The sequence below is a fragment of the Cyclobacterium sp. SOCE241 genome, assembly GCF_056867545.1.
The window spans coordinates 5,925,206-5,944,816 of record NZ_CP149779.1 but is presented as its reverse complement, the minus strand read 5'-3'; the positions used below and the strand labels follow the sequence as shown (position 1 = coordinate 5,944,816).

Here is a 19,611-nt window from a genome sequence, read left to right as displayed (position 1 = left end):
CACTATGACTTTTTTAAAATACACTATAGGATTATTTATACTATTCATATCCCCAAATTTATTATTCTCACAAGAATTGCGCTTTGGTAAATACAATGATGCTGAATTTATATATAGTGAGGTAGAGTTTGAACCGGAAGCAGATGCAGTAGTTTTGCAAGAATCCAGTTACAATATATTTTTAGGAGTTACATTGGAAAGCAAAATACACAGGCGAATAAAAGTTTTAAAGGAAAGCGGGAAGGAACAGGCAAATGTAATATTGAAATACTATAAAGGGGATGACCGAATTCAAGATATTTATAAATTAAAAGCCCAGACAGTAAATTTTGTCAATGAAGAAATTCAAATTGAAAAATTATCTAAATCAGATTTTTATGAAGTAGATGCGGGAAATGGATGGAGAGAAATCAGGTTTACCTTTCCACAAGTACAAGTAGGCTCTATCATTGATTTTACCTATGTGAAGGCAGATAAGTCCATTTTATCAATTGATGGTTGGGTTTTTCAAAATGAAATCCCAACACTAAAATCAATCTATGACATTACCTTTCCGGAATTCATCTGGTACAAATCACTGAAACAAGGAATCAAAACCATTTCCCATGATTTCAAAACAAAAACTAAAGACAATTATAGATGGGAATTGGACAGCCTAAAAGGCTTTACTGCGGAACCTTATATGACCCATTACAGGGATTATTTGGAAAAAGTAAGTTTTCAGCTGGAGGGCTATGAATATAGGGAGTTGGATAGTTTTGGCATGGATTTAAATCAATACAAATCACTTTTTGATTCCTGGCAAGATTTAACGGATTTCTTTGCCGATCGTTTAGAATTTAAAAGCTACTTGTCCCCAAAAAAGAAAACACAGCAAATTACAGGTTTAGAAAGTGAAGGAACAGACACTTTAAAGCTAGCGATGGACATCTACGAACATGTCAGTGATGAATACCATTATTCCGGAATGTCTGCCATTGTTCCCTCAAAAGATTTTTCGGAAACAATCGAAAGTAAAAATGGAAATAGGGCAGAAATAAATTTGTCTCTTCTAGCTCATCTCAGAAATTATGGCATTATAGCTTATCCGGTTTTAATAAGTAGCAAAGGAAATGGAAGGTCCAACCTTGTACCCTTCCCTTTTGTAGACCAGTTTAATCAATTGATTGTAGTCACCTCTATTGCCAATAAAGTATATTATTTAGACGCCACTGATTCATCTATCCCTTTTGGATTTTTGCCTTCTCAATTTTTAGTTAATCAAGGTTTTCTTATGCTTGAGGAGAACAGTGGACTCATAGATATTCAAACCCACCACTCCTCAGGATACTTTGTGTTTGACAATATCCATATTGAGGATGAAGTCTCTTTAAAAAGAGAAACTGCCGTTAAAGCCATGGGCTTTGATGGTGTATACAATGCAGATCTATTTAACGCAGAAAACAACTCGGGTGATGCACTCAGGGAAAAGTTGATGACCAACGAACAAGGAAACCTTAATCCTGTCTTTACCTTTGAAAAGATTCCAAATACCAATCAAACTCTAATAAAATATACGACATCTAAAGAAATAGATAAAACTCAGAACTTATACATAAACCCATTCCAATTATTGAGATGGGAACCCAACCCATTTGTAAGATCCTCCAGAACTTTTCCTATCGATTTTGGATACCTATTTACGGACAGGTATGGGGCTAAAATTGAAATTCCTGCAGGCTATACTTTAGATGACTACCCTGAAAATGTAGCCATGACCTTACCCAGTGGAGCCATCTCTTTTTCATACAAAGTCAATATTATCAATGAAACAGCCATAATTAATTCAGTAATCACTGTTTCCAATCAATTAATTGGGCCCGAAGAGTACCCGGACCTAAAATACCTAATTGATATAATCTCAAGCAAATTTAAAGAGCCACTGGTTCTTGTAAAAAACCAAACTTTGGCACCTGAAAGTAATTCCGCTGAATAGACCAAAAATCACCCACAACAATAAGACTATTGGAAGTTTACTAAAGGTAAAAAGATTTTATTTTTGGTTAATTCCGGCATTTTTCACTTTTTGCATTCCCAAAATTACTAGTGATCTACCTATGAAAATTATCAGTTGTGAACGTCCGGGCGAATTTGAGTCCAAAGAAACTGAAGTACCACAAGTCAAAGGCGGGGAGGTTTTAGTCCGCATCCAACAATTGGGGGTATGTGGCACTGATTTACATGCCTTTGCCGGAAACCAAGCATTTTTCACTTATCCCAGAATTCTTGGACATGAAATTGCTGCCAAAGTGGTAGATGCCAATGGCTCCTCTCTTAAAGCTGGAGCACCGGTGGTTGTTATCCCCTATTTAAATTGTGGCCACTGTGGAGCTTGTAAAGCAGGAAAAACGAATTGTTGCGAAAAACTGGAAGTTTTGGGTGTTCACATCGATGGAGCCATGCAAGAATACATGGCGTTACCGGAATCTATTCTCCTCCCTACTCCTCAATTAACCTGGGATGAAATGGCCATTGTTGAGCCCCTTTCTGTAGCATCACATGCTGTTAAACGTGCCGGAATCAATAAGGGGGACAAGGTTCTAGTGATGGGATGTGGCCCTATAGGGCTGGCCATTATGGTTTTTGCAACCTTGGCAGGTGCAGAGGTTACTGCGCTTGACATTAACCCTTGGAGATTAAACTTGGCTAAAACAAAATTTAACGCTATACATAGCATCAACGCGTTGGAAATAGAAAAAATAGTTTCTCTCAAAGAAACCTATAAAAATCAATATCAATTTGTATTTGATGCTACAGGGAACAAAAGGGCCATGGAGGCAGGCCCTTATTATGCAGCGCATGGAGGCAGTTATATTTTAGTCGGCTTGTATAAAGATCAATTGTCTTTTCACCATCCTTCAATTCATGCCAAAGAATTAAGTATTCTTTGCAGTAGAAATGCTACAAAAGAGGATTTTCTTGAGGTCATTAATACCTTAGCACAAAAACAATTCCCTACAGCCGATTACACTACCAATAAGTTTGGTTTTACACAAACAAAGGAAAAGTTTCCTGAACTTACCGAAGCTGACAATCAGGTTATCAAAGCCTTAATTAATTTTTGAAATTTTACCATTTAAAAACTCCTAACACCGATTATACATTGGCTTTTGTAACTTGATTTATTTATTTGCGAAATTTGTGCATAAAATGAAGTCAATTGTATGAATAGGTTTTCTATTGTAATTCTCAGCATTCTTTTTCAATCTGCCCCTTTCTTACCCAAGGTCAGGTAAGTAGTGGATACCAGGTTTTGAAAACCAACAATGCATTTATAATAAAGCCCTATGCTATCGATTTCACTAGAATAGATACAGAGGGCATGAGTTTGGAATGTTCCACCACCAACCTTAGCAACGAACTAAACTTTAGTCATATTTCAAGTTATTTTGATGAGGATACCCAAATTCTATTTAGAAACATAAAAATTCAGGCAAGGGTGTACATTGACATTTCAGGGACGATTCAAAATTTGTATTTCATTTCGGAAAATGATCCGGAAAATTACTCCATAGATTTCAATGGATTGGCAACCACCATTAAAAGGAAACTTAAAATTGAACAGAATAAGGAGTGCCTTACAAAAATGGAAGACAAATATATTTCTTGGTACATTCCTCTCTTCCAGTATTAAGCTAACCCTTCTAAATTTCGGATTATTTAAAATGAAATCATGGAGGAATTCTCTATTTCAGTCAAAATTTATAGAACAAGAGATATAAAAAAAGCCCGAATAAATCGGGCTTTTCTATTTTTAGAAACGTTTGTTATTATTTTAGAAACAACATTTCTCTGTATTTCACTAGTGGCCATGATTCATCATCCACTAACAATTCAAGCTTATCAACAGCATATCTTATTTTATCAAAGAAAGTATCTTTTACATCAGAGCTATAAAGTTTCGCTTTTACAGCGATATCTTCTTCTTTATTTACCCTTTTCCTTGCTTCAATCATATTACCAACATCAGATTTAAGGGATTCAATATGTCTAGATATTTCCTCAATTGTCTCTATGGCAGCAGAATTATCCAACCCTAAACCTTTCAAACCATTGGCATTGGTAATTAACTTGTTTTGGTAAAGGATAGCTGTTGGAATAATGTGGTTCAAGGCCAAATCTCCCATCACACGAGATTCAATTTGAACTTTCATTATATAGTTTTCCAAGCGAATCTCATGTCTAGCATGCAATTCTCTTTCATTCAACACCTTATGCTTGCCATATAGGTCAGTAACCTTTTTAGAGATTAACACATCAAGTGCTTCAGCTGTACTCTTAAGGTTAGAAAGTCCTCTTTTCTCTGCTTCATTGGCCCATTCTTCAGAATAACCATCACCTTCGAAACGTACTTTCTTGCTATCCTTAATGTATTTTCTAAGAACATTAACAATGGCAAGTTTCTTTTCTTTACCACCACTAATTTCCTTATCTATATCTTTCTTCATCTCCTGAAGCACATCAGCAACAATCACATTCAAAGCTGTCATTGGTCCTGCAGGGTTTGCAGTTGAACCAACAGCCCTAAATTCAAATTTGTTACCTGTGAAAGCAAATGGAGAGGTTCTGTTTCTATCTGTATTGTCAAGAATGATTTCAGGAATCTTAGAAATTCCTAATTTCATGTACATATTATCTCCTTTTTCAATTTTCAAGTTACCATTTTTCTCTAATTCATCAAGAATACCGGTAAGGGTACTTCCTAAGAAAATAGATATTATAGCAGGAGGAGCCTCATTGGCACCTAACCTAAAATCATTTCCTGCGGATGCAATACTTGCTCTTAGCAAATCAGCATTTTCATATACAGCTTTGATCGTTGCTACTAAAAAGCATAAGAACTGAAGATTTTCTCTAGCAGAGTTACTAGGTTGGAAAAGGTTAACACCTGTATCAGTAATCAAAGACCAGTTGTTGTGCTTTCCACTACCATTCAATCCTGCAAATGGTTTCTCATGGAAAAGAACTTTAAGACCGTGCTTTTCGGCTACTTTTTCCATTACTTCCATTAGTAGGAGGTTATGGTCAGTCGCTTTATTGATATCTTCAAATAAAGGTGCTACTTCAAATTGCCCAGGAGCTACTTCATTGTGACGAGTAGAAACAGGAATACCTAATTTCAACGCCTCAATTTCAAAGTCTTTCATGTATTCCTTAACTCTTGAAGGAATAGAACCGAAGTAATGATCATCTAATTGCTGACCTCTTGCAGGGTTGTGACCAAAAACTGATCTTCCCGCCATTACAAGATCCGGACGTGTTGCATATAGCGCTCTGTCTACAACAAAATATTCTTGTTCTACACCTAGTGAAGGGTTTACTTTTTTGACATTTCTGTCAAAAAGCTGACAAATTTCTACAGCTGCTGAGTTGATGGCTTCTGTAGACCTGATAAGAGGCGTCTTAAAATCCAGGGCTTCACCTGTGTAAGAAACAAATATAGTAGGGATGCAAAGGGTTTGATCGAATATGAAGATCGGGGAGCTTGGATCCCAAGCTGTATAACCACGTGCTTCAAAAGTCGTTCTTATCCCACCATTTGGAAAAGAGGAAGCATCAGGCTCTTGCTGAACCAAAGTACTGCCTTTGAATCTCTCCATTCCAGACATTGCGTCGAAAAAAGTATCATGCTTCTCCGCAGTTGATCCCGTTAATGGTTGAAACCAGTGCGTATAGTGCGTTGCTCCTTTAGACATGGCCCATCCTTTAACTGCAGTAGCGATTTCATCTGCAGTGGACATATCAATTTTTGTTCCTTTTTCAATCGCGGTTTTGACTTTTTTAAACACAGGACTTGCTAAGGTTTCCTGCATTTCTTTTAAGCCAAATACATGAGATCCGAAATAATCAGAAATTTTTAAAGAAGGTGCTACTGCATTGACCTTAGATCTGCCTTGCACTTTCATTAACGCTTTTTGTCTTAATGTTGCCATTTGTATAGTTTATGGTTTAAAAACTAATTACAAAATTAGAAAAATAAATGAGTTTTTCTCTATTATGGGCATTTTTAGAGGTGATTTTAGTAATTTTTACATTATTGATAACAAAAGCGCCTTTAATATCCATCAGAACTGGTGTTATTTTTCATTTTCGCCAAATTTATTGCAAAAATGGAAAACTCAATGATATTCACTAAATTTGCATCGCAATAAAAGAAATCAAAAGTTTGAAAAAAGTAGCATTCTATACCCTCGGTTGCAAATTAAATTATGCAGAAACTTCCACAATCAGCCGTATGTTTGAAAAAAGGGCTATTTGAAGGTTGGCTTTGAAGAATCACCCGATATTTTTATCATCAACACTTGTTCGGTAACTGAAAATGCTGACAAAAAGTGCAAGAAGATTGTGAAGGAAGCGAAGAAAATATCTCCCAATGGCTTTATAGCCATTATAGGGTGCTATGCTCAACTTAAACCTCAAGAAATCGCCGGCATACCCGGGGTGGATGCCGTTTTAGGTGCAGCAGAAAAGTTTAGATTAATAGAATTACTTGATGATTTCTCTGCCGGACAGGAAGCCAAAATATACGCTTCTTCTATAGCAAAGGCTGATGAATTTAATAATGCCTACAGCATACATGACCGAACAAGGACTTTCTTAAAAGTACAAGATGGATGTAATTACGGTTGTGCTTTTTGCACCATTCCATTGGCTAGGGGAAAAGCCGAAGCGATACCATTTCCAATATTGTAGCAGCAGCCAATGAAATTGCGGTGACAGCTGTTAAAGAAATCGTAATTACAGGAGTTAATATTGGGGATTATGGTATTCAGAATGGAAAAAGAAAGGAAAAATTCATAGACCTTATTCAGGCCTTAGATCAGGTATCCGGAATTGATAGATTTAGAATATCCTCCATAGAACCAAATCTTCTGACCAATGAAGCGATAACCTTCGTGTCTCAATCCAAACATTTTGTTCCCCACTTTCATGTCCCTCTACAATCCGGAAGCAACACCATTTTAAGAAAAATGGGAAGAAGGTATTTAAGGGAATTGTATGAAGATCGAGTAAGTAAAATCAAAGGGCTAATGCCTCATTGCTGCATCGGAGTAGATGTCATTGTAGGTTTTCCCGGAGAAACTGAAGAATTATTCCTTGAAACGTATGAATTCCTAAAGGAGCTACCCATTTCATACCTACATGTATTTACCTATTCAGAGCGGGCCAATACAAGAGCCGCAGAAATGGAGGATGAAGTCCCTATGAAAACAAGAAATAAAAGGTCTAAAATGTTAAGAATTCTTTCTGAAAAGAAAAAAAGGGCTTTTTATGAAGAGAATATCGGTAAAACCTATACTGTATTATTTGAAGGTGATGTAGAAGACGGTAAAATGTTTGGCTTCACAGAAAACTATATTAGGGTAAGTGCTAAATATGATCCTCTTTTAATCAATGAACTTAAAAAAGTGACTTTAATCGGCATCAATGAGAAGGGAAGTGTGGATGTATTGGAACCTAAAATTGAAGAAATTCACCATTAGTTAATTAAATTGGTAACGTTAATCAACCGATAATCCACCTAATCTTAGATTTTATAATTTTTATAGTGCTAGATTGAATTTCATGCGTTAAATTGGTTTTCAGAAAGATTAATCCACAATACAATTTAATAAAATGATCCCCCATTCTAGAAAGCTTCTTTTTACAGCATTTGTACTATTGTTACAAATCAATTATTCTTTTTCACAAAAAACTAACAAGAAAGATTTTGATCCATACCAAGCAGTAAAAATAGCTGATGATGGAAGCTGGTGCTGGTTTCAGGATGAAAGGGCATTACTAATAGACAATAAGGTAATCTTTACCGGAGTAACTTCGCAAGGTTACAATACAGTTAATGAGTGGAATTTAGATGACAATAGTTCAGCTACTACAATCATAACTGAAGGTTCACTTCCGGCAGATGACCACAATGTGGGTTCAATAATGTTAAGACCTGACGGTAAAATTTTAACCGTCTATTCGGGTCATACTTATGACCCTTATGTAAGACACAGAACGACCGTCAACCCCTACGACATCAGTGAGTGGACTGAAGAAAAAGTTTTCACTGCCAATGCAAAGGTTTGTTATTCCAACACTTATTATCTTGAAGAGGCAGATATTACCTATAATTTCTTTAGGGGAAATGGAAACAATCCACATTATATGGTTTCTGAAGATTATGGTGATACATGGACTTTTGGAGGAAGGCTCTTTGAATTCCCGGGAAGATCTTACTTAAGATATGCCTCAGATGGTAAAAACCGAATTCACTTCATCACCACAGATGGCCATCCTAGGCATATGAACAATAACATCTATCATGGATATGTGGAAAATGGAAAGGCTTATAGGTCTGATGGAACACTTGTAGGTCCTTTAAGCACAACCGAGAACAGCAAGTTTCAACCCTCAGATTTTACTTTGGTATTTGATGGAGATCTTGAAACAAGAGAAGATGTAGGATGGACCAGCGACATCCAACTAGACGAAGAAGGTGAGCCCTATTTCGTATTTACAGTAGCCAAAGATCCGGTAACTAGAGGTGAGAGAGTAAATGTATCAAAAGGTGGATTTGACAACCGGTACCATTATGCGCGTTGGGAAAATGGTCAATGGATAGAAGATGAAATTGCTTACGCAGGGAGTCGCTTGTATCCGGATGAAAATGAATACACAGGTTTGATTAGCCTCAACCCAAAAGATAAAAACGTTCTGTACTTCTCTGCAGATGTACACCCTGTTTCAGGAGAACCTTTATTGGTGGATGGAGAAAGAAGATATGAAATATTTAGAGGAGAAAGGCTAAATGAAAATAGCCCATGGGAATTTACTCCTGTTACCTTTAATTCAAAAGAAAACAATATCAGACCAATTGTTTTAGCAGATGACAACCGAGAGATTGTATTGTGGCTAACCGGAAGGTATACTACTTATAAGGATTATCAGCTGGAAGTATATGGTAAGGTAATTAAGGAGAAAAAAAGGCTGAGGAGAAAAAAGCAAAAAGATAACATTTTTGATCAGCAAGGATCCCAACAACTACGAAGCGGACCTTACCATTCCTTATTTTGCAATGAAACTGGCTAAGGAAAGTGGGTTTGAAACCAAGGTAATTCTAGGAGAAGGAGAAAGAAAGGCATTCAAGCTACCCGAATTGGAAAACAATATGGACAGTGATCTTCTAGTCCTTTTCTTGCGTAGGGTGGCGCTATCCACTGATCAATTGCAACTGATAAAAAACCATATTGCTGCAGGTAAACCTATTCTTGGAATAAGAACTGCCAACCATGCTTTTTCGGTAACTGAGGAAGGTATTCCAATTGGCTTTGAAGATTGGTGGGAATTTGTGCCCGAAGTATTGGGACATGAAAACAAAGGCTATGGAGCTGCAAGTGCAGCAACGCATATCAAGGAGAAAAAAGGGTTGGAAAAGGAATGTTGAAAGGCATCAATAAGGGTAAATGGCAAAGCCAAGGTAATCTTTATCTAATGGAGAATTCCCTGGATAAAAAAGCCAATGTTATACTTAGTGGAACCTCTGATGGTAAAACTATGCCAATAGCCTATACAAGAAAATATGGAGATTCTAGGGTTTTCTATACTTCTTTGGGATTTCCTACTGACTTTGTTCATCCCTATTTTAATCAATTGCTGGAAAATGCAATAGACTGGACACTTAATATAAAATAAGCCAAGTACAAACTTATCCATTAGATTATGAAAAGCTTCATTTTAACCTACCAACCTATTTTATTCACTTCTTTGCTGTTTTTATTTCTTGCCATCGGTTACCAAGCCAAAGCACAGAAAATAAACGGATGGAAAGCGGGTACGGATAAAATTAACATTACACCTTCCTCCTCATTATGGATGGCCGGATATGGCCATAGAGACCATCCCGCAGAAGGTAAATATGGGGAACTTTGGGTGAAAGTTCTGGCCATTGAAGATGCCAAAGGATATCAAACGGTAATTGTAACATCTGACTTGCTGGGCTTACCAAAAAACCTTTCTGACGGGATTAGAAATGCTGTCAACAAAAAATATGGCCTTGAAATATCCCAGATTGTTTTAAACAGTAGCCATACCCATTCCGCTCCTGTTTTAGGGAAATCCTTGTTTGATATTTACCCAATGAATGAGCAGCAACGTAACGATGTGGAGCTATACACGGATCAACTTCAAAATGATATTGTAGCAAGTATTGGCAAGGCAATTTCCAACATGAAACCTTCTCAAATATTTTCCAATAATGGGACAGCACGCTTTCAAGTTAACAGGAGAAACAATAAAGAAAGCGAAGTTCATTTATCAACAGACCTCAATGGACCTATGGATCATGCAGTTCCTGTATTGAAAGTAATGGATGAGAAGGATCAAATTACTACAGTTCTGTTTGGTTACGCCTGCCACCCAACGGTGCTTAGTGGTTACCAGTGGTCAGGAGATTATCCCGGTTATGCTCAGGAAATGGTAGAAAAAATTACCCGGGGGCAATGGCCATGTTTTTTCAAGGTGCCGGAGGAGATCAAAATCCATTGCCAAGAAGGACCCTGCCTTTGGCCAAACAATATGGAACAGTCTTGGCTGCAACGGTTGAAAGAGTCCTTTCTGAAGACATGAAGCCTTTGGAAGCTTCTCTTAATAGTGCTTACACAGAAATAGACCTAGGATTGGAAGCCCCTCCTAGCAAGGCCGAACTTAGTAAAATAATCAATGAGCAGAGTGGTTATATGAAAAGGTGGGCTGTAAGAATGTTAGGAGAAATTGAAGCAGGAAATCCATTGCCTTCTTCTTATCCTTTTCCCGTTCAAGTAATTAAAATAGGAGATCAAGCCCTTTTCACCATGGGGGGAGAAGTAACTGTAGGCTATGCCAATCGCCTCAAAGAAAAATATGGACCGGAAATATTTGTAATGACCTATACCAACGATGTTATGAGTTATATCCCTACCGAAATCATCCTTGAAGAAGGAGGGTATGAAGGTCACACTGCCCAAATGGTCTATGGACTTCCTAGTAAATGGAAGCCTGGGTTAGAAGATCAAATCCTTACAGCTTTTGATAAATTGGCTGCTAAATTAGCCATTCAACCAATAAAATAAATCCAACCTTTTTCAGTAGATCCCATGAGAAAAACAAGTCAGAAAATTATCGCTGTAGTTGTCACACTACTCCTGCAAAGCTCATTTTCTTTGGCCTTATTTGGCCAATCCACATCATCCTATGAGGTATTGTTTGATGGGAAATCCTTGGAGAAATGGTGCCCAAAAAACGCCCCTAACTCTGCCATAAAGGGATGGAAAATCGAAGACGGAACGCTTTATATGGATGGTAAAGGCGGCGGAGATATTATCACGAAGGAAAAGTACAGCGACTTTGAGCTGGTTTTTGAATTTAACCTTACGGCAAATGCGAATAGTGGTATAAAATATTTTGTAGACACTATTTATAACGAAAAAACCGGAAAGATGATGGTCAATGGGCCTGAATATCAAATAATTGATGATTACAATTATGAAGGAGTAAAGGATAACCCCAATGGAACGACATCAACCGGTGCTGCTTACCTTTTCTATCCTCCAAAAAACAAGGAGTTAAAGCCGCATGGTTCATGGAACCAAGGTAAGATTATAGCCAAAGGAAAAAAGGTAAGTCATTATTTAAATGGGAAAAAATTAGTTAGTTATACCCGAGGAAATAAAGATTTCCTGAAAAAGAAATCAGAAAATAAGTTCAAAGATGACGAAAATTATGGAGAGCTTAAAGAAGGGCATATCTTGATAACGGACCATGGTGATAAAGTCTTTTTTCGAAATATTAAAATCAAAAGATTATAGTGAACGAAGTGCTCTTGCCAGAGCTAAATTTGATTAATTCCCAATTGCTGATTGGGTACTTTAACCGTATTTCAATCAGCAATTGGCTTATTATACTATTTCCACAAAAAATCAGGATGAATCAATTTCCACTCAAGGCAAGCATTGCAACCTTGTATTTGACGACTCCAACCAAATATCGCCCTCTATTTTTTAGTTTTGTTTATCTACTTGCTTTACCTTTTACCGGTTCTAAATACCCTGACAGATTTATTTAAACTCTTCTAACATTAAGGAAGATTTCTGGTCGAATGTTTTTGATATTTTAGAGTCCTTGGTCAAATCCCAATAGCTCTGATCCTGTAAAACCAATACTTGTGTGGCAACAATCCAGCTTTGTGTCCAACCTGTAAGGGTTCCCCATGCACCCCATCCGGCATCTGCATTGGAGGCCCAGTACTCCCATCTTTCATAATCAAAAGCCCTAAACCAAGCACCATCAAGATCTTTTATGGTTTCACTTTTCACTTGAATCCTAGTTAAAAAGTCAGATAACTTTTCCAATGCCTCAAAGTAAACAGGGTTTCCCGTAGCATGTGCTGCTTCATTCAGACTAAAGAAAGCAAAATTGCTGGTATACAACATGTCAGCAATTGGATCTCCATTTTCAAATATCAAAGGTGCTTCATGAAGGCCATATTCTTGATTTGAAGCAGTTCTGCCATATTTACCCTTGTCAGCCCCTCCTAATTCCTCCATGATCGCCCCACTCTCTACCTGATTTTCCAAAAGTTTACTCACAATTCTGTCTAGCCACTCCCTATGTTCAGGAGTATCTTCAACTTTCACCAACCAAGCCAAGGGTAAAATCATTCTAGCTCTTTCCTGTTGTATCCCATTGGTCCAATGCCACTCTTCAGGATATTTGTCCATCATTATTTCTATAGCTTTTTTAGACTTGGTAAGCAATGGTTCATATCCGGTTTTGTCATAAAGCCACAAATAAATTGCCCACATCCAAGATTCAAAATGAGGTGCAGGATTAATTGTTTCTTGATTCCAGTAATGTTTCCAGCCTAGACGATGAAGGTTGGCATTGTTTAATCGGCTTCCTCTAAAGCCATTTTTTCCGGTTGTCCTGAAGTTGGCCAAAATACTCTCTAACATTTCTTCATTCCAATCATCTTTTTGCATATGTGCCATCGCTCCTAACACTCCAAGTATGGCCCTGGCGTTGTCATCACCATAATAGACAAAAGGATGTGTATTCGACCAGCCTATCAATCCATATGCAGCTGAATCCGGCTCACTTCGAGGCCCTGTGGTAAGGTTTTCCCTGTACAAGAATTCAATCAAATTTTCCGCCGGCAAATTGTAATCGGGATCTTCTAATAAATTGGCTGCTGCGGCAAGTGCATAGGCCCCTTCCCCTTGAACATCTGCTCTGATCCAATAACGATATTGTTGAGTGCCATCAAAAAATATATTCGAAGAATGACCTTCCAATAACCCTTCGCTTCCATCCCCGGATTGAAATTCTTCAGGCACCGGTGGGCCTATGGGATTTGTACCATCTCCTTGGTACTTTAGCCAATATTCTTTCCACTCCTTGGCGATGTAAAACTTTCCTTTCTCAAACCAATCAACGCCTTTTTTTACTGAATTAATTTTATCCTTACGGCTAATCGTTTCCTTGGCACCAAAAGAAGGTTCTACCACCCGAGGCCAAGTATCAAAACTAAATTGCCTATCCTGAAGAGTAATTTTATTAATAATATGAGCCCATAATGCCTGCCAATGGGCTTCAGGTCCAAATCTTCCCCTAGCAAAATCAGATAATTTACTTAATGCAATAAAGCTTTCGTCATTATTAATTAGTAATGGGTAGGCAGGAACCCCTTCCAAACCATAAACCGCACTGTCAAGACCTGCTACTTTAGCTACTACCATCAAAGGGTCACTTGCCTCAGTGGAAATTACATGACAATCATTTATTCCCAAAATGTTCATGGGATTAAGGCCTTCTCCAAACTTATCTGAAACAACTACCGCCCTTTCAAGTCTGGTTTTCAACACTTCTCCATTACTTTCAAAGCCCTCAAAATCTTCAGGGTATTCTATGTAATATTTAATATTTTTTCTTCAACCAAAGAGAAAAATTTATCAGGGATTTCTACCCTATTCTTCGGATATTCGGTAGACAATACCAATAAAGCTTCCCCATTGTCCATCTCTTCAATGGCTTGCATTACATCTGAATAAAAACCCAAGTCATAGCCCTCCCCTTTTAACCACTGAAAAAGATCAGTATTCCGTGATCCAACAATGTGTATTTTTTCTTTTGAGACTGATGTGCAAGAGGTGATAACTATCAATAAAACAATAAAAAACCAGTGTCTATCCATAAAATAATTTTTTACACTAAAAACCGCAATATAGAAGAAATACCCACTAATTAGCAAGTTTAATTTAATATTTGGTGCAATTTATATTGTGGTTTTTTATCCTCATTGTATCAATGCATAATGCATCAAAAACAGGGTCTTCCGTAAAATATTCTTAATAAAATTCTTAACTTTAATCAAACTCCTATTATTTAAATGATGCGATTTAACTACCTAGATTTTATTCTATTTCACATCTTTTTTTAGCCACATTATCGGTTCAGGCTAAGTACTTCAATGACTCCACTTTATCAAAAGATGCAGTTGAATTGGACATGCATACAAAAGAGATCAATGGACTGAAATTATTGCATCTTTGGCAGAGTTTAGACCAAGATTCATTGGCAATTAATCCTGATGTGGTGTTTATTATGGCAGGGAAAAATGATATTCACCAACTACATAATCCACAAGCTGAGCACACATTTTCATCTAACTATCAGAAAATAATCTCAAGCTTAAAACAAAAAGGCATAGAAACGGTTCTTTTCAATTTCTCTCCCTTAACTATTAAGAATAATGATTTTAATATACCTGATCATAGCGCTTCTCAGCATAATCAAATTAATAAGGCGAATAAAATAATTCAAAGCCTTGCTAAAACAAATGAAATCAAATGGATTGATATGAACTCAGTCTATGCTAATTTTAATAATACAGCGGGATCTGAGTTTAACTCAGACCAAGCCCTAAACCCCGGTATTACCAACCGTATTGCCGCAAATAAAGCCTATGAATACTTGGTGAAAAATAAGAAGCTTGATAAAAAATTAAAAGTATTATTTTTGACAGATGCCCCTACCAAAAGTGAGATTTCTACATGGAACGAACAGGAGAAAAGCATTCAATTTCATTTTAGTAAATTGCTGAATTGGCAAAAAATCGCCCCCTATTTCAAAGTTCCCGATAAATACAAAGGTGACCGAGGATCCTTTAGAGATCCCTTTACTTTTGATGATCAATCAAAGGTAACTTCACTGGAAGATTGGAAGAAACGAAGAAATGAGATTCTTACATCTTGGCATGCTTATATGGGAGAATGGCCTGAATTCATTGAAAACCCAAATTATGAAGTTTTGTATTCAATTAACAAAGCGGATTATATTCAAAAAAAGATCCGTTTTGAATGGGTTCCCGGCCAAATGACCCATGGGTATTTACTGGTTCCCTATCAGGCCAATAATCTACCGGCTGTTGTAACGGTTTATTACGAACCGGAAACAGCAATAGGAGAAGGCAAGGAAGAAAGAGATTTTGCCTTACAATTGGTTAAACGTGGATTTGTAACCCTGTCAATCGGCACAACTGAAACAACTGAGAACAAAACTTATTCTCTATACCATCCACATATTGACAGTGCCACTGTTGAACCACTTTCTTTACTTGCTTATGCATCAGCAAATGCATGGCATCTACTTGCGGGTTTGCCGGAAGTAAATCAAGAAAAAATTGGGATAATGGGGCATAGTTATGGTGGGAAATGGGCCATGTTTGCCTCCTGTTTGTTCGAGAATTTTGCAGCAGCAGCTTGGTCAGATCCCGGAGTTGTTTTTGACCAAGAAAGGCCAAACATCAATTACTGGGAACCTTGGTACCTTGGTTATCATCCAAGACCAAGAAGAGAAAGAGGTGTTCCTACGGCAAATAATCCTGCGAAGGGCACCTATCTTCAGCTCTTGAAAGACAATAGGGATCTGCACGAGCTTCATGTATTAATGGCTCCCCGACCTTTTTAGTCTCCGGAGGAGAAGAGGACGGGGAGCATCGATGGATTCCCTTAAACCATAGCATCAAGGCAAATCAATTGTATGGTTACAATGACCGTGTAGGGATGAGTAATCGACCGGAACACTCTCCCAACCCGGAATCCAATGCAATCATTTACAACTTCTTTGAATATTTCTTAAAAGAATAAATACCTATGAAAGAAAACTTTGAAGGTTTTCTTTCACAAAGGCGTCATCGTTGAGCCAAGGATAAGCTTCATAAACACGATCAATTTCTTCTGATTGACCGGGAGAAAGGACTTCATTTGGATTGAGACACCAAGTTCCCTGTAGTAAACCCTGTCTTCTCAGCACTTCATGAATACCCGGAATACAACCTTTAAACTGGTGTTTGGGATCAAAAATAACAGCATTGGAATCGGTTATTTGCACTCCCAACTCAAGCAATTCAGGCATTGCTGAAAGGTCATTGTCACGGCATTCCTTTATCTTCTCCAGCAGCGCAACGGCTTTAGTGGTCCACACTGCCCAATGGCCAAGTAAACCACCAACCACTCTTTTTGTAATTTTCTCTCCATTCACCACAAAAGTAAATGGTGTAAGGAGGTCTGCCACAATGTTATCATCGTTTCCGGTGTACAAGGCTATTTCCTTATGGCGACTTGAAGAACAAACTGCCCTTACTACATCTAAAGATTGGTACCTGTTAAAGGGGGCCATTTTAATGGCTTGAACATTGGGGATATCAGCAAAATCTTTCCAAAAATCGTAGCTTAACAGTCGGCCACCGGCTGATGGTTGAAGGTAAAATCCAAAAATAGGCATTACTTCTGCAACCTTTTCAGCTCTTTTTATCAAATCCTTTTCTGACCAATCTCCCAATCCCCCGGCACTAAGCAGGCCTAGATCATATCCTAAGTCCTTTGCCAAAGTAGCTTCGGCTACTGCCTGATTAGTGTCTCCAACAATCCCTGCCACCATTGCAAAAGGTCTTTCGATGGCTGCAGCTTTGACTTCTTCCATGGCCATTCTTAAAACCGGCTCAAAAAGTCCATATTTTTTTCCCTAATTTCAAATTGCGTACTATGTACACCCACTGCCATTCCTCCGGCTCCGGAGGCGATATAATAGCGAGACAATGCTCGTTGGTATTTTTCGTCAAGTTCTCTTTCTGCAGTTAAAGCCAATGGGTGGGCAGGAATTACGGTCCCATCATGTAATAATTGCCTGATTGCGGGATTTATATTACTCATTATTTTATAATTAAAATTTTCCTTCTCTTTCTTGAAAGTGGGTTGGTTTATTTAAGGTAGCTCCATCTTGCTGGATCCATTGCACTGTCATCTCAATCATTGTTAACAAAGAAACCGACGGATAGCCAAATAGTTGGTGACAAAGGGAGGCATTGTTTAATAAAACGTTAGGCTCCGGTTCATTTACAAAAACCGGCTTTTTATTCAATAACTTACCAAATTTCTCTGCTACTTGCCGAATGCTGATTGTCTCAGGACCGGTAACATTTAATATTTTAGGTGGACTGCTGGTATGTAACAATGAACGGATAGCAATTTCATTGGCATCTCCTTGCCAGATTACATTCATGTGCCCGCTTCTTAAATCGATTGGCTTTTCGGTATTTACCATTTTACCTATTTCCAAAAGGTTACCATAACGCATATCAATGGCATAGTTAAGCCTGTACATTAACATCGGGATGTTGAACTGATGACTGAAGTATTCAAATACACGTTCTCTCCCCAAGCAGGATTGTGCATATTCACCAATAGGTTCCGGAGGGGTTTCCTCCAAGGCTCCTCCTGATGCATAATGCACAAAGGGATAGATGTTTCCGCTAGAAAATACGATAATTTTAGAATTTTTATACTTTGTGGCTACCCTTCCAGGTAAATAGGCATTCATTGCCCAGGTGGAGTGTTCCTGACCTGTGGTACCAAACTTTTTGCCGGCCATATAAATAACATTCTCAGCCTCAGGTAAAGCCTGTAGGGCTTCATCATCCAACAAATCAGCTGCTATGCAGGTTACGCCATGGTTTTCAAGATCAATTCTTAAGCTATCATCAGAAAATCTGGAAACGCCTATAACTTTTTTATCGATACCGGCTTCCTTTACTGCCCTACTAGCAAGTTTAGCCAAGCTAGGCCCCATTTTGCCTGCAACACCCAATATAATGATGTCTCCTTTTATCTCTTTGAGGTCTTCAATCAAGCCTGCGGTGGGCTTGCTAAGAATTTCTTCTAACTCTTCAATAGATTTCATTGATTCAATAGTAAATTTTAATGGTTTGATCCTTCTCTTAAAACTCCTCGCCTAAAAGAAAAACCTTTTCATATATTATTTTTTATGCATTAAACAAAGAATAGGCATTACTTAATGCCAAAGTAAATAGCACCAATAAGCCAATTACACCAATAATATTGGTGAAAGTATTATTTTTAGGGAGCCCATTATATTGGTATCGTTACCAATTAAAAACAGACCTAAACCGATGAAAGGTACTGCGAATATGGTTATTCCCTGGGCAAAAACAATTAATTCAAGTGGTAGCCTTCCAAATATTAGTGCGATGGATGCTCCAATTATAATAATCAGTGTAATTAAGATTTTTACCGGAGTACCATTTAAATTTCTACCCAAAGACAAAGCATCTGAAAGCAATGTGCCGCCTATACTCGCATTTCCTAAAAGGGAAGAAAAAGAAGCCCCAAATAAACCTATCATAAACACCATAAACGAAAATTTTCCATAAACCGGTTCTAATGCCATCCCAATATCTCCGGCTGAGGTGACTGTCACCCCCTTTGGATATAAGATGGTGGCTGCACTAATCATGATCATGGAGGAAATAAGGCCTAAAATAACGATTCCAGTATAACTCTCTCTCAAAGCATCTTTAGCTTCACCTTTTTCCCAGCCTTTTTCCTGAACCAAATAAGATTGATAAAAAGCGCCTGCGATAGAAAAACTTGAAGCTACCAAAGCGATTACCAAGATAAAGGAACCTTGTGGAATACTTGGATTCAGCCCTGCCATAACCTCAGACCAAACAGGAGGGGCAATTATTAGCGTAAAAAGGAAAGAAATTAACATTATCCCAACCATAATCATCATCACCTTTTCTAAAATCTTATAGAAGGATTTAAAAAACATCAACGATATAGCCATTAATGATATAACTACAATCCACAAGCCATTTGTTTGTCCGAGAGACTCAGAAAGTGCCAACCCTGCCCCAACAGTATTCCCTGCTTGAAAAGCAGCAGTAACAAAGAAAATACTTATTCCGGCAATTAAAGCTGCTGCATTTCCCCATTTTTTCTAAATAAACTGATAAGGGATTGGTCAGAGGCCAACCCTATCCTGGCTCCCATTCCTGTAAAAGTTAACATCAACAGTGCTGCCACTATTATTACCCAAAGTAAATTGTAGCCATAGACTGCACCCAATTTGGAAGTAATGGTAAGGCTACCGGGACCAAATACCAAAGCGGCTGTAATTAGCCCAGGGCCTAGAGATTTAAACCAACGACGGATCATATGTATATTTTATGCAAATTTTAAATGTGAATTATTG

16 protein-coding genes and 2 pseudogenes are annotated in these 19,611 nt (G+C 37.8%); 11 read left to right on the top strand and 7 right to left on the bottom strand.

From position 1 onward, the window contains the following. The first annotated feature begins 4 nt into the window (after window positions 1–4). From WG932_RS30175 to WG932_RS30165, 3 genes are all read left to right on the top strand, one after another. Window positions 5–1,975, top strand: coding sequence for a DUF3857 domain-containing protein (locus WG932_RS30175; RefSeq protein WP_149394370.1), 1,971 nt, complete (start codon window positions 5–7; stop codon window positions 1,973–1,975). Window positions 1,976–2,096: 121 nt separating this feature from the next. Continuing rightward, window positions 2,097–3,104: a zinc-binding alcohol dehydrogenase family protein gene (locus WG932_RS30170; RefSeq protein WP_483086357.1), complete on the top strand. Its 1,008-nt coding sequence runs from the start codon at window positions 2,097–2,099 to the stop codon at window positions 3,102–3,104. Between the two features lie 188 nt (window positions 3,105–3,292). After that, on the top strand, window positions 3,293–3,673 hold the full coding sequence (locus tag WG932_RS30165; protein WP_483086356.1) for a hypothetical protein: 381 nt from the start codon (window positions 3,293–3,295) through the stop codon (window positions 3,671–3,673). A gap of 136 nt (window positions 3,674–3,809) precedes the next feature. Here the strand turns inward: WG932_RS30165 and WG932_RS30160 are convergent, their stop codons facing one another. Next, window positions 3,810–5,972 (bottom strand): glutamine synthetase III family protein, encoded by a 2,163-nt coding sequence (locus tag WG932_RS30160; RefSeq protein WP_187770963.1) that lies wholly within the window; start codon window positions 5,970–5,972, stop codon window positions 3,810–3,812. Window positions 5,973–6,205: 233 nt separating this feature from the next. Between WG932_RS30160 and mtaB the strand changes: the two are divergent. The 7 genes and pseudogenes from mtaB (at window position 6,206) to WG932_RS30125 (ending at window position 11,867) form a co-directional block, all read left to right on the top strand. Beyond that, window positions 6,206–7,523: pseudogene (gene mtaB / locus WG932_RS30155) on the top strand (tRNA (N(6)-L-threonylcarbamoyladenosine(37)-C(2))-methylthiotransferase MtaB). Between the two features lie 133 nt (window positions 7,524–7,656). Next, on the top strand, window positions 7,657–9,114 hold the full coding sequence (locus tag WG932_RS30150) for a BNR-4 repeat-containing protein (RefSeq protein ID WP_483086355.1): 1,458 nt from the start codon (window positions 7,657–7,659) through the stop codon (window positions 9,112–9,114). Further along, complete coding sequence (locus tag WG932_RS30145) at window positions 9,044–9,469, top strand: hypothetical protein (RefSeq protein ID WP_483086354.1); 426 nt, start codon at window positions 9,044–9,046, stop codon at window positions 9,467–9,469. The genes WG932_RS30150 and WG932_RS30145 overlap by 71 nt, the downstream gene beginning before the upstream one ends. Next, window positions 9,463–9,717 (top strand): ThuA domain-containing protein, encoded by a 255-nt coding sequence (locus tag WG932_RS30140; protein WP_483086353.1) that lies wholly within the window; start codon window positions 9,463–9,465, stop codon window positions 9,715–9,717. The genes WG932_RS30145 and WG932_RS30140 overlap by 7 nt, the downstream gene beginning before the upstream one ends. A 27-nt stretch (window positions 9,718–9,744) precedes the next feature. Then, window positions 9,745–10,650, top strand: a complete 906-nt coding sequence (locus WG932_RS30135) for a neutral/alkaline non-lysosomal ceramidase N-terminal domain-containing protein (RefSeq protein WP_483086352.1) — start codon at window positions 9,745–9,747, stop codon at window positions 10,648–10,650. Continuing rightward, window positions 10,587–11,132: a hypothetical protein gene (locus WG932_RS30130; protein ID WP_483086351.1), complete on the top strand. Its 546-nt coding sequence runs from the start codon at window positions 10,587–10,589 to the stop codon at window positions 11,130–11,132. Before WG932_RS30135 ends, WG932_RS30130 begins: the two co-directional genes overlap by 64 nt. Window positions 11,133–11,156: 24 nt before the next feature. After that, window positions 11,157–11,867, top strand: coding sequence for a 3-keto-disaccharide hydrolase (locus tag WG932_RS30125; RefSeq protein WP_149394376.1), 711 nt, complete (start codon window positions 11,157–11,159; stop codon window positions 11,865–11,867). A gap of 249 nt (window positions 11,868–12,116) precedes the next feature. Here WG932_RS30125 and WG932_RS30120 read toward each other — a convergent pair whose 3' ends face one another. Together WG932_RS30120 and WG932_RS30115 are read right to left on the bottom strand one after the other, a co-directional pair. Then, a complete protein-coding gene (locus tag WG932_RS30120) occupies window positions 12,117–13,919 on the bottom strand; it encodes a hypothetical protein (RefSeq protein ID WP_483086350.1) in 1,803 nt (600 codons plus the stop codon). Window positions 13,920–13,963: 44 nt separating this feature from the next. Further along, window positions 13,964–14,251, bottom strand: a complete 288-nt coding sequence (locus WG932_RS30115; protein WP_483086349.1) for a hypothetical protein — start codon at window positions 14,249–14,251, stop codon at window positions 13,964–13,966. A gap of 314 nt (window positions 14,252–14,565) precedes the next feature. Between WG932_RS30115 and WG932_RS30110 the strand changes: the two genes are divergently transcribed. Further along, the gene (locus WG932_RS30110) at window positions 14,566–16,026 is read left to right on the top strand and encodes a GDSL-type esterase/lipase family protein (protein ID WP_483086348.1); all 1,461 of its coding nucleotides are present in this window, start codon (window positions 14,566–14,568) and stop codon (window positions 16,024–16,026) included. Window positions 16,027–16,209: 183 nt separating this feature from the next. Here the strand turns inward: WG932_RS30110 and WG932_RS30105 are convergent, their stop codons facing one another. The 4 genes and pseudogenes from WG932_RS30105 to WG932_RS30090 form a co-directional block, all read right to left on the bottom strand. Next, window positions 16,210–17,040, bottom strand: a complete 831-nt coding sequence (locus WG932_RS30105; RefSeq protein ID WP_483086347.1) for a dihydrodipicolinate synthase family protein — start codon at window positions 17,038–17,040, stop codon at window positions 16,210–16,212. An 8-nt stretch (window positions 17,041–17,048) separates the two neighbouring features. Further along, complete coding sequence (locus WG932_RS30100) at window positions 17,049–17,270, bottom strand: hypothetical protein (protein ID WP_483086346.1); 222 nt, start codon at window positions 17,268–17,270, stop codon at window positions 17,049–17,051. 10 nt (window positions 17,271–17,280) lie between these two features. Further along, window positions 17,281–18,297: an NAD-dependent epimerase/dehydratase family protein gene (locus WG932_RS30095; protein WP_149394380.1), complete on the bottom strand. Its 1,017-nt coding sequence runs from the start codon at window positions 18,295–18,297 to the stop codon at window positions 17,281–17,283. Window positions 18,298–18,441: 144 nt separating this feature from the next. After that, window positions 18,442–19,574, bottom strand: a pseudogene (locus tag WG932_RS30090) (Nramp family divalent metal transporter). Window positions 19,575–19,611 lie beyond the last annotated feature (37 nt).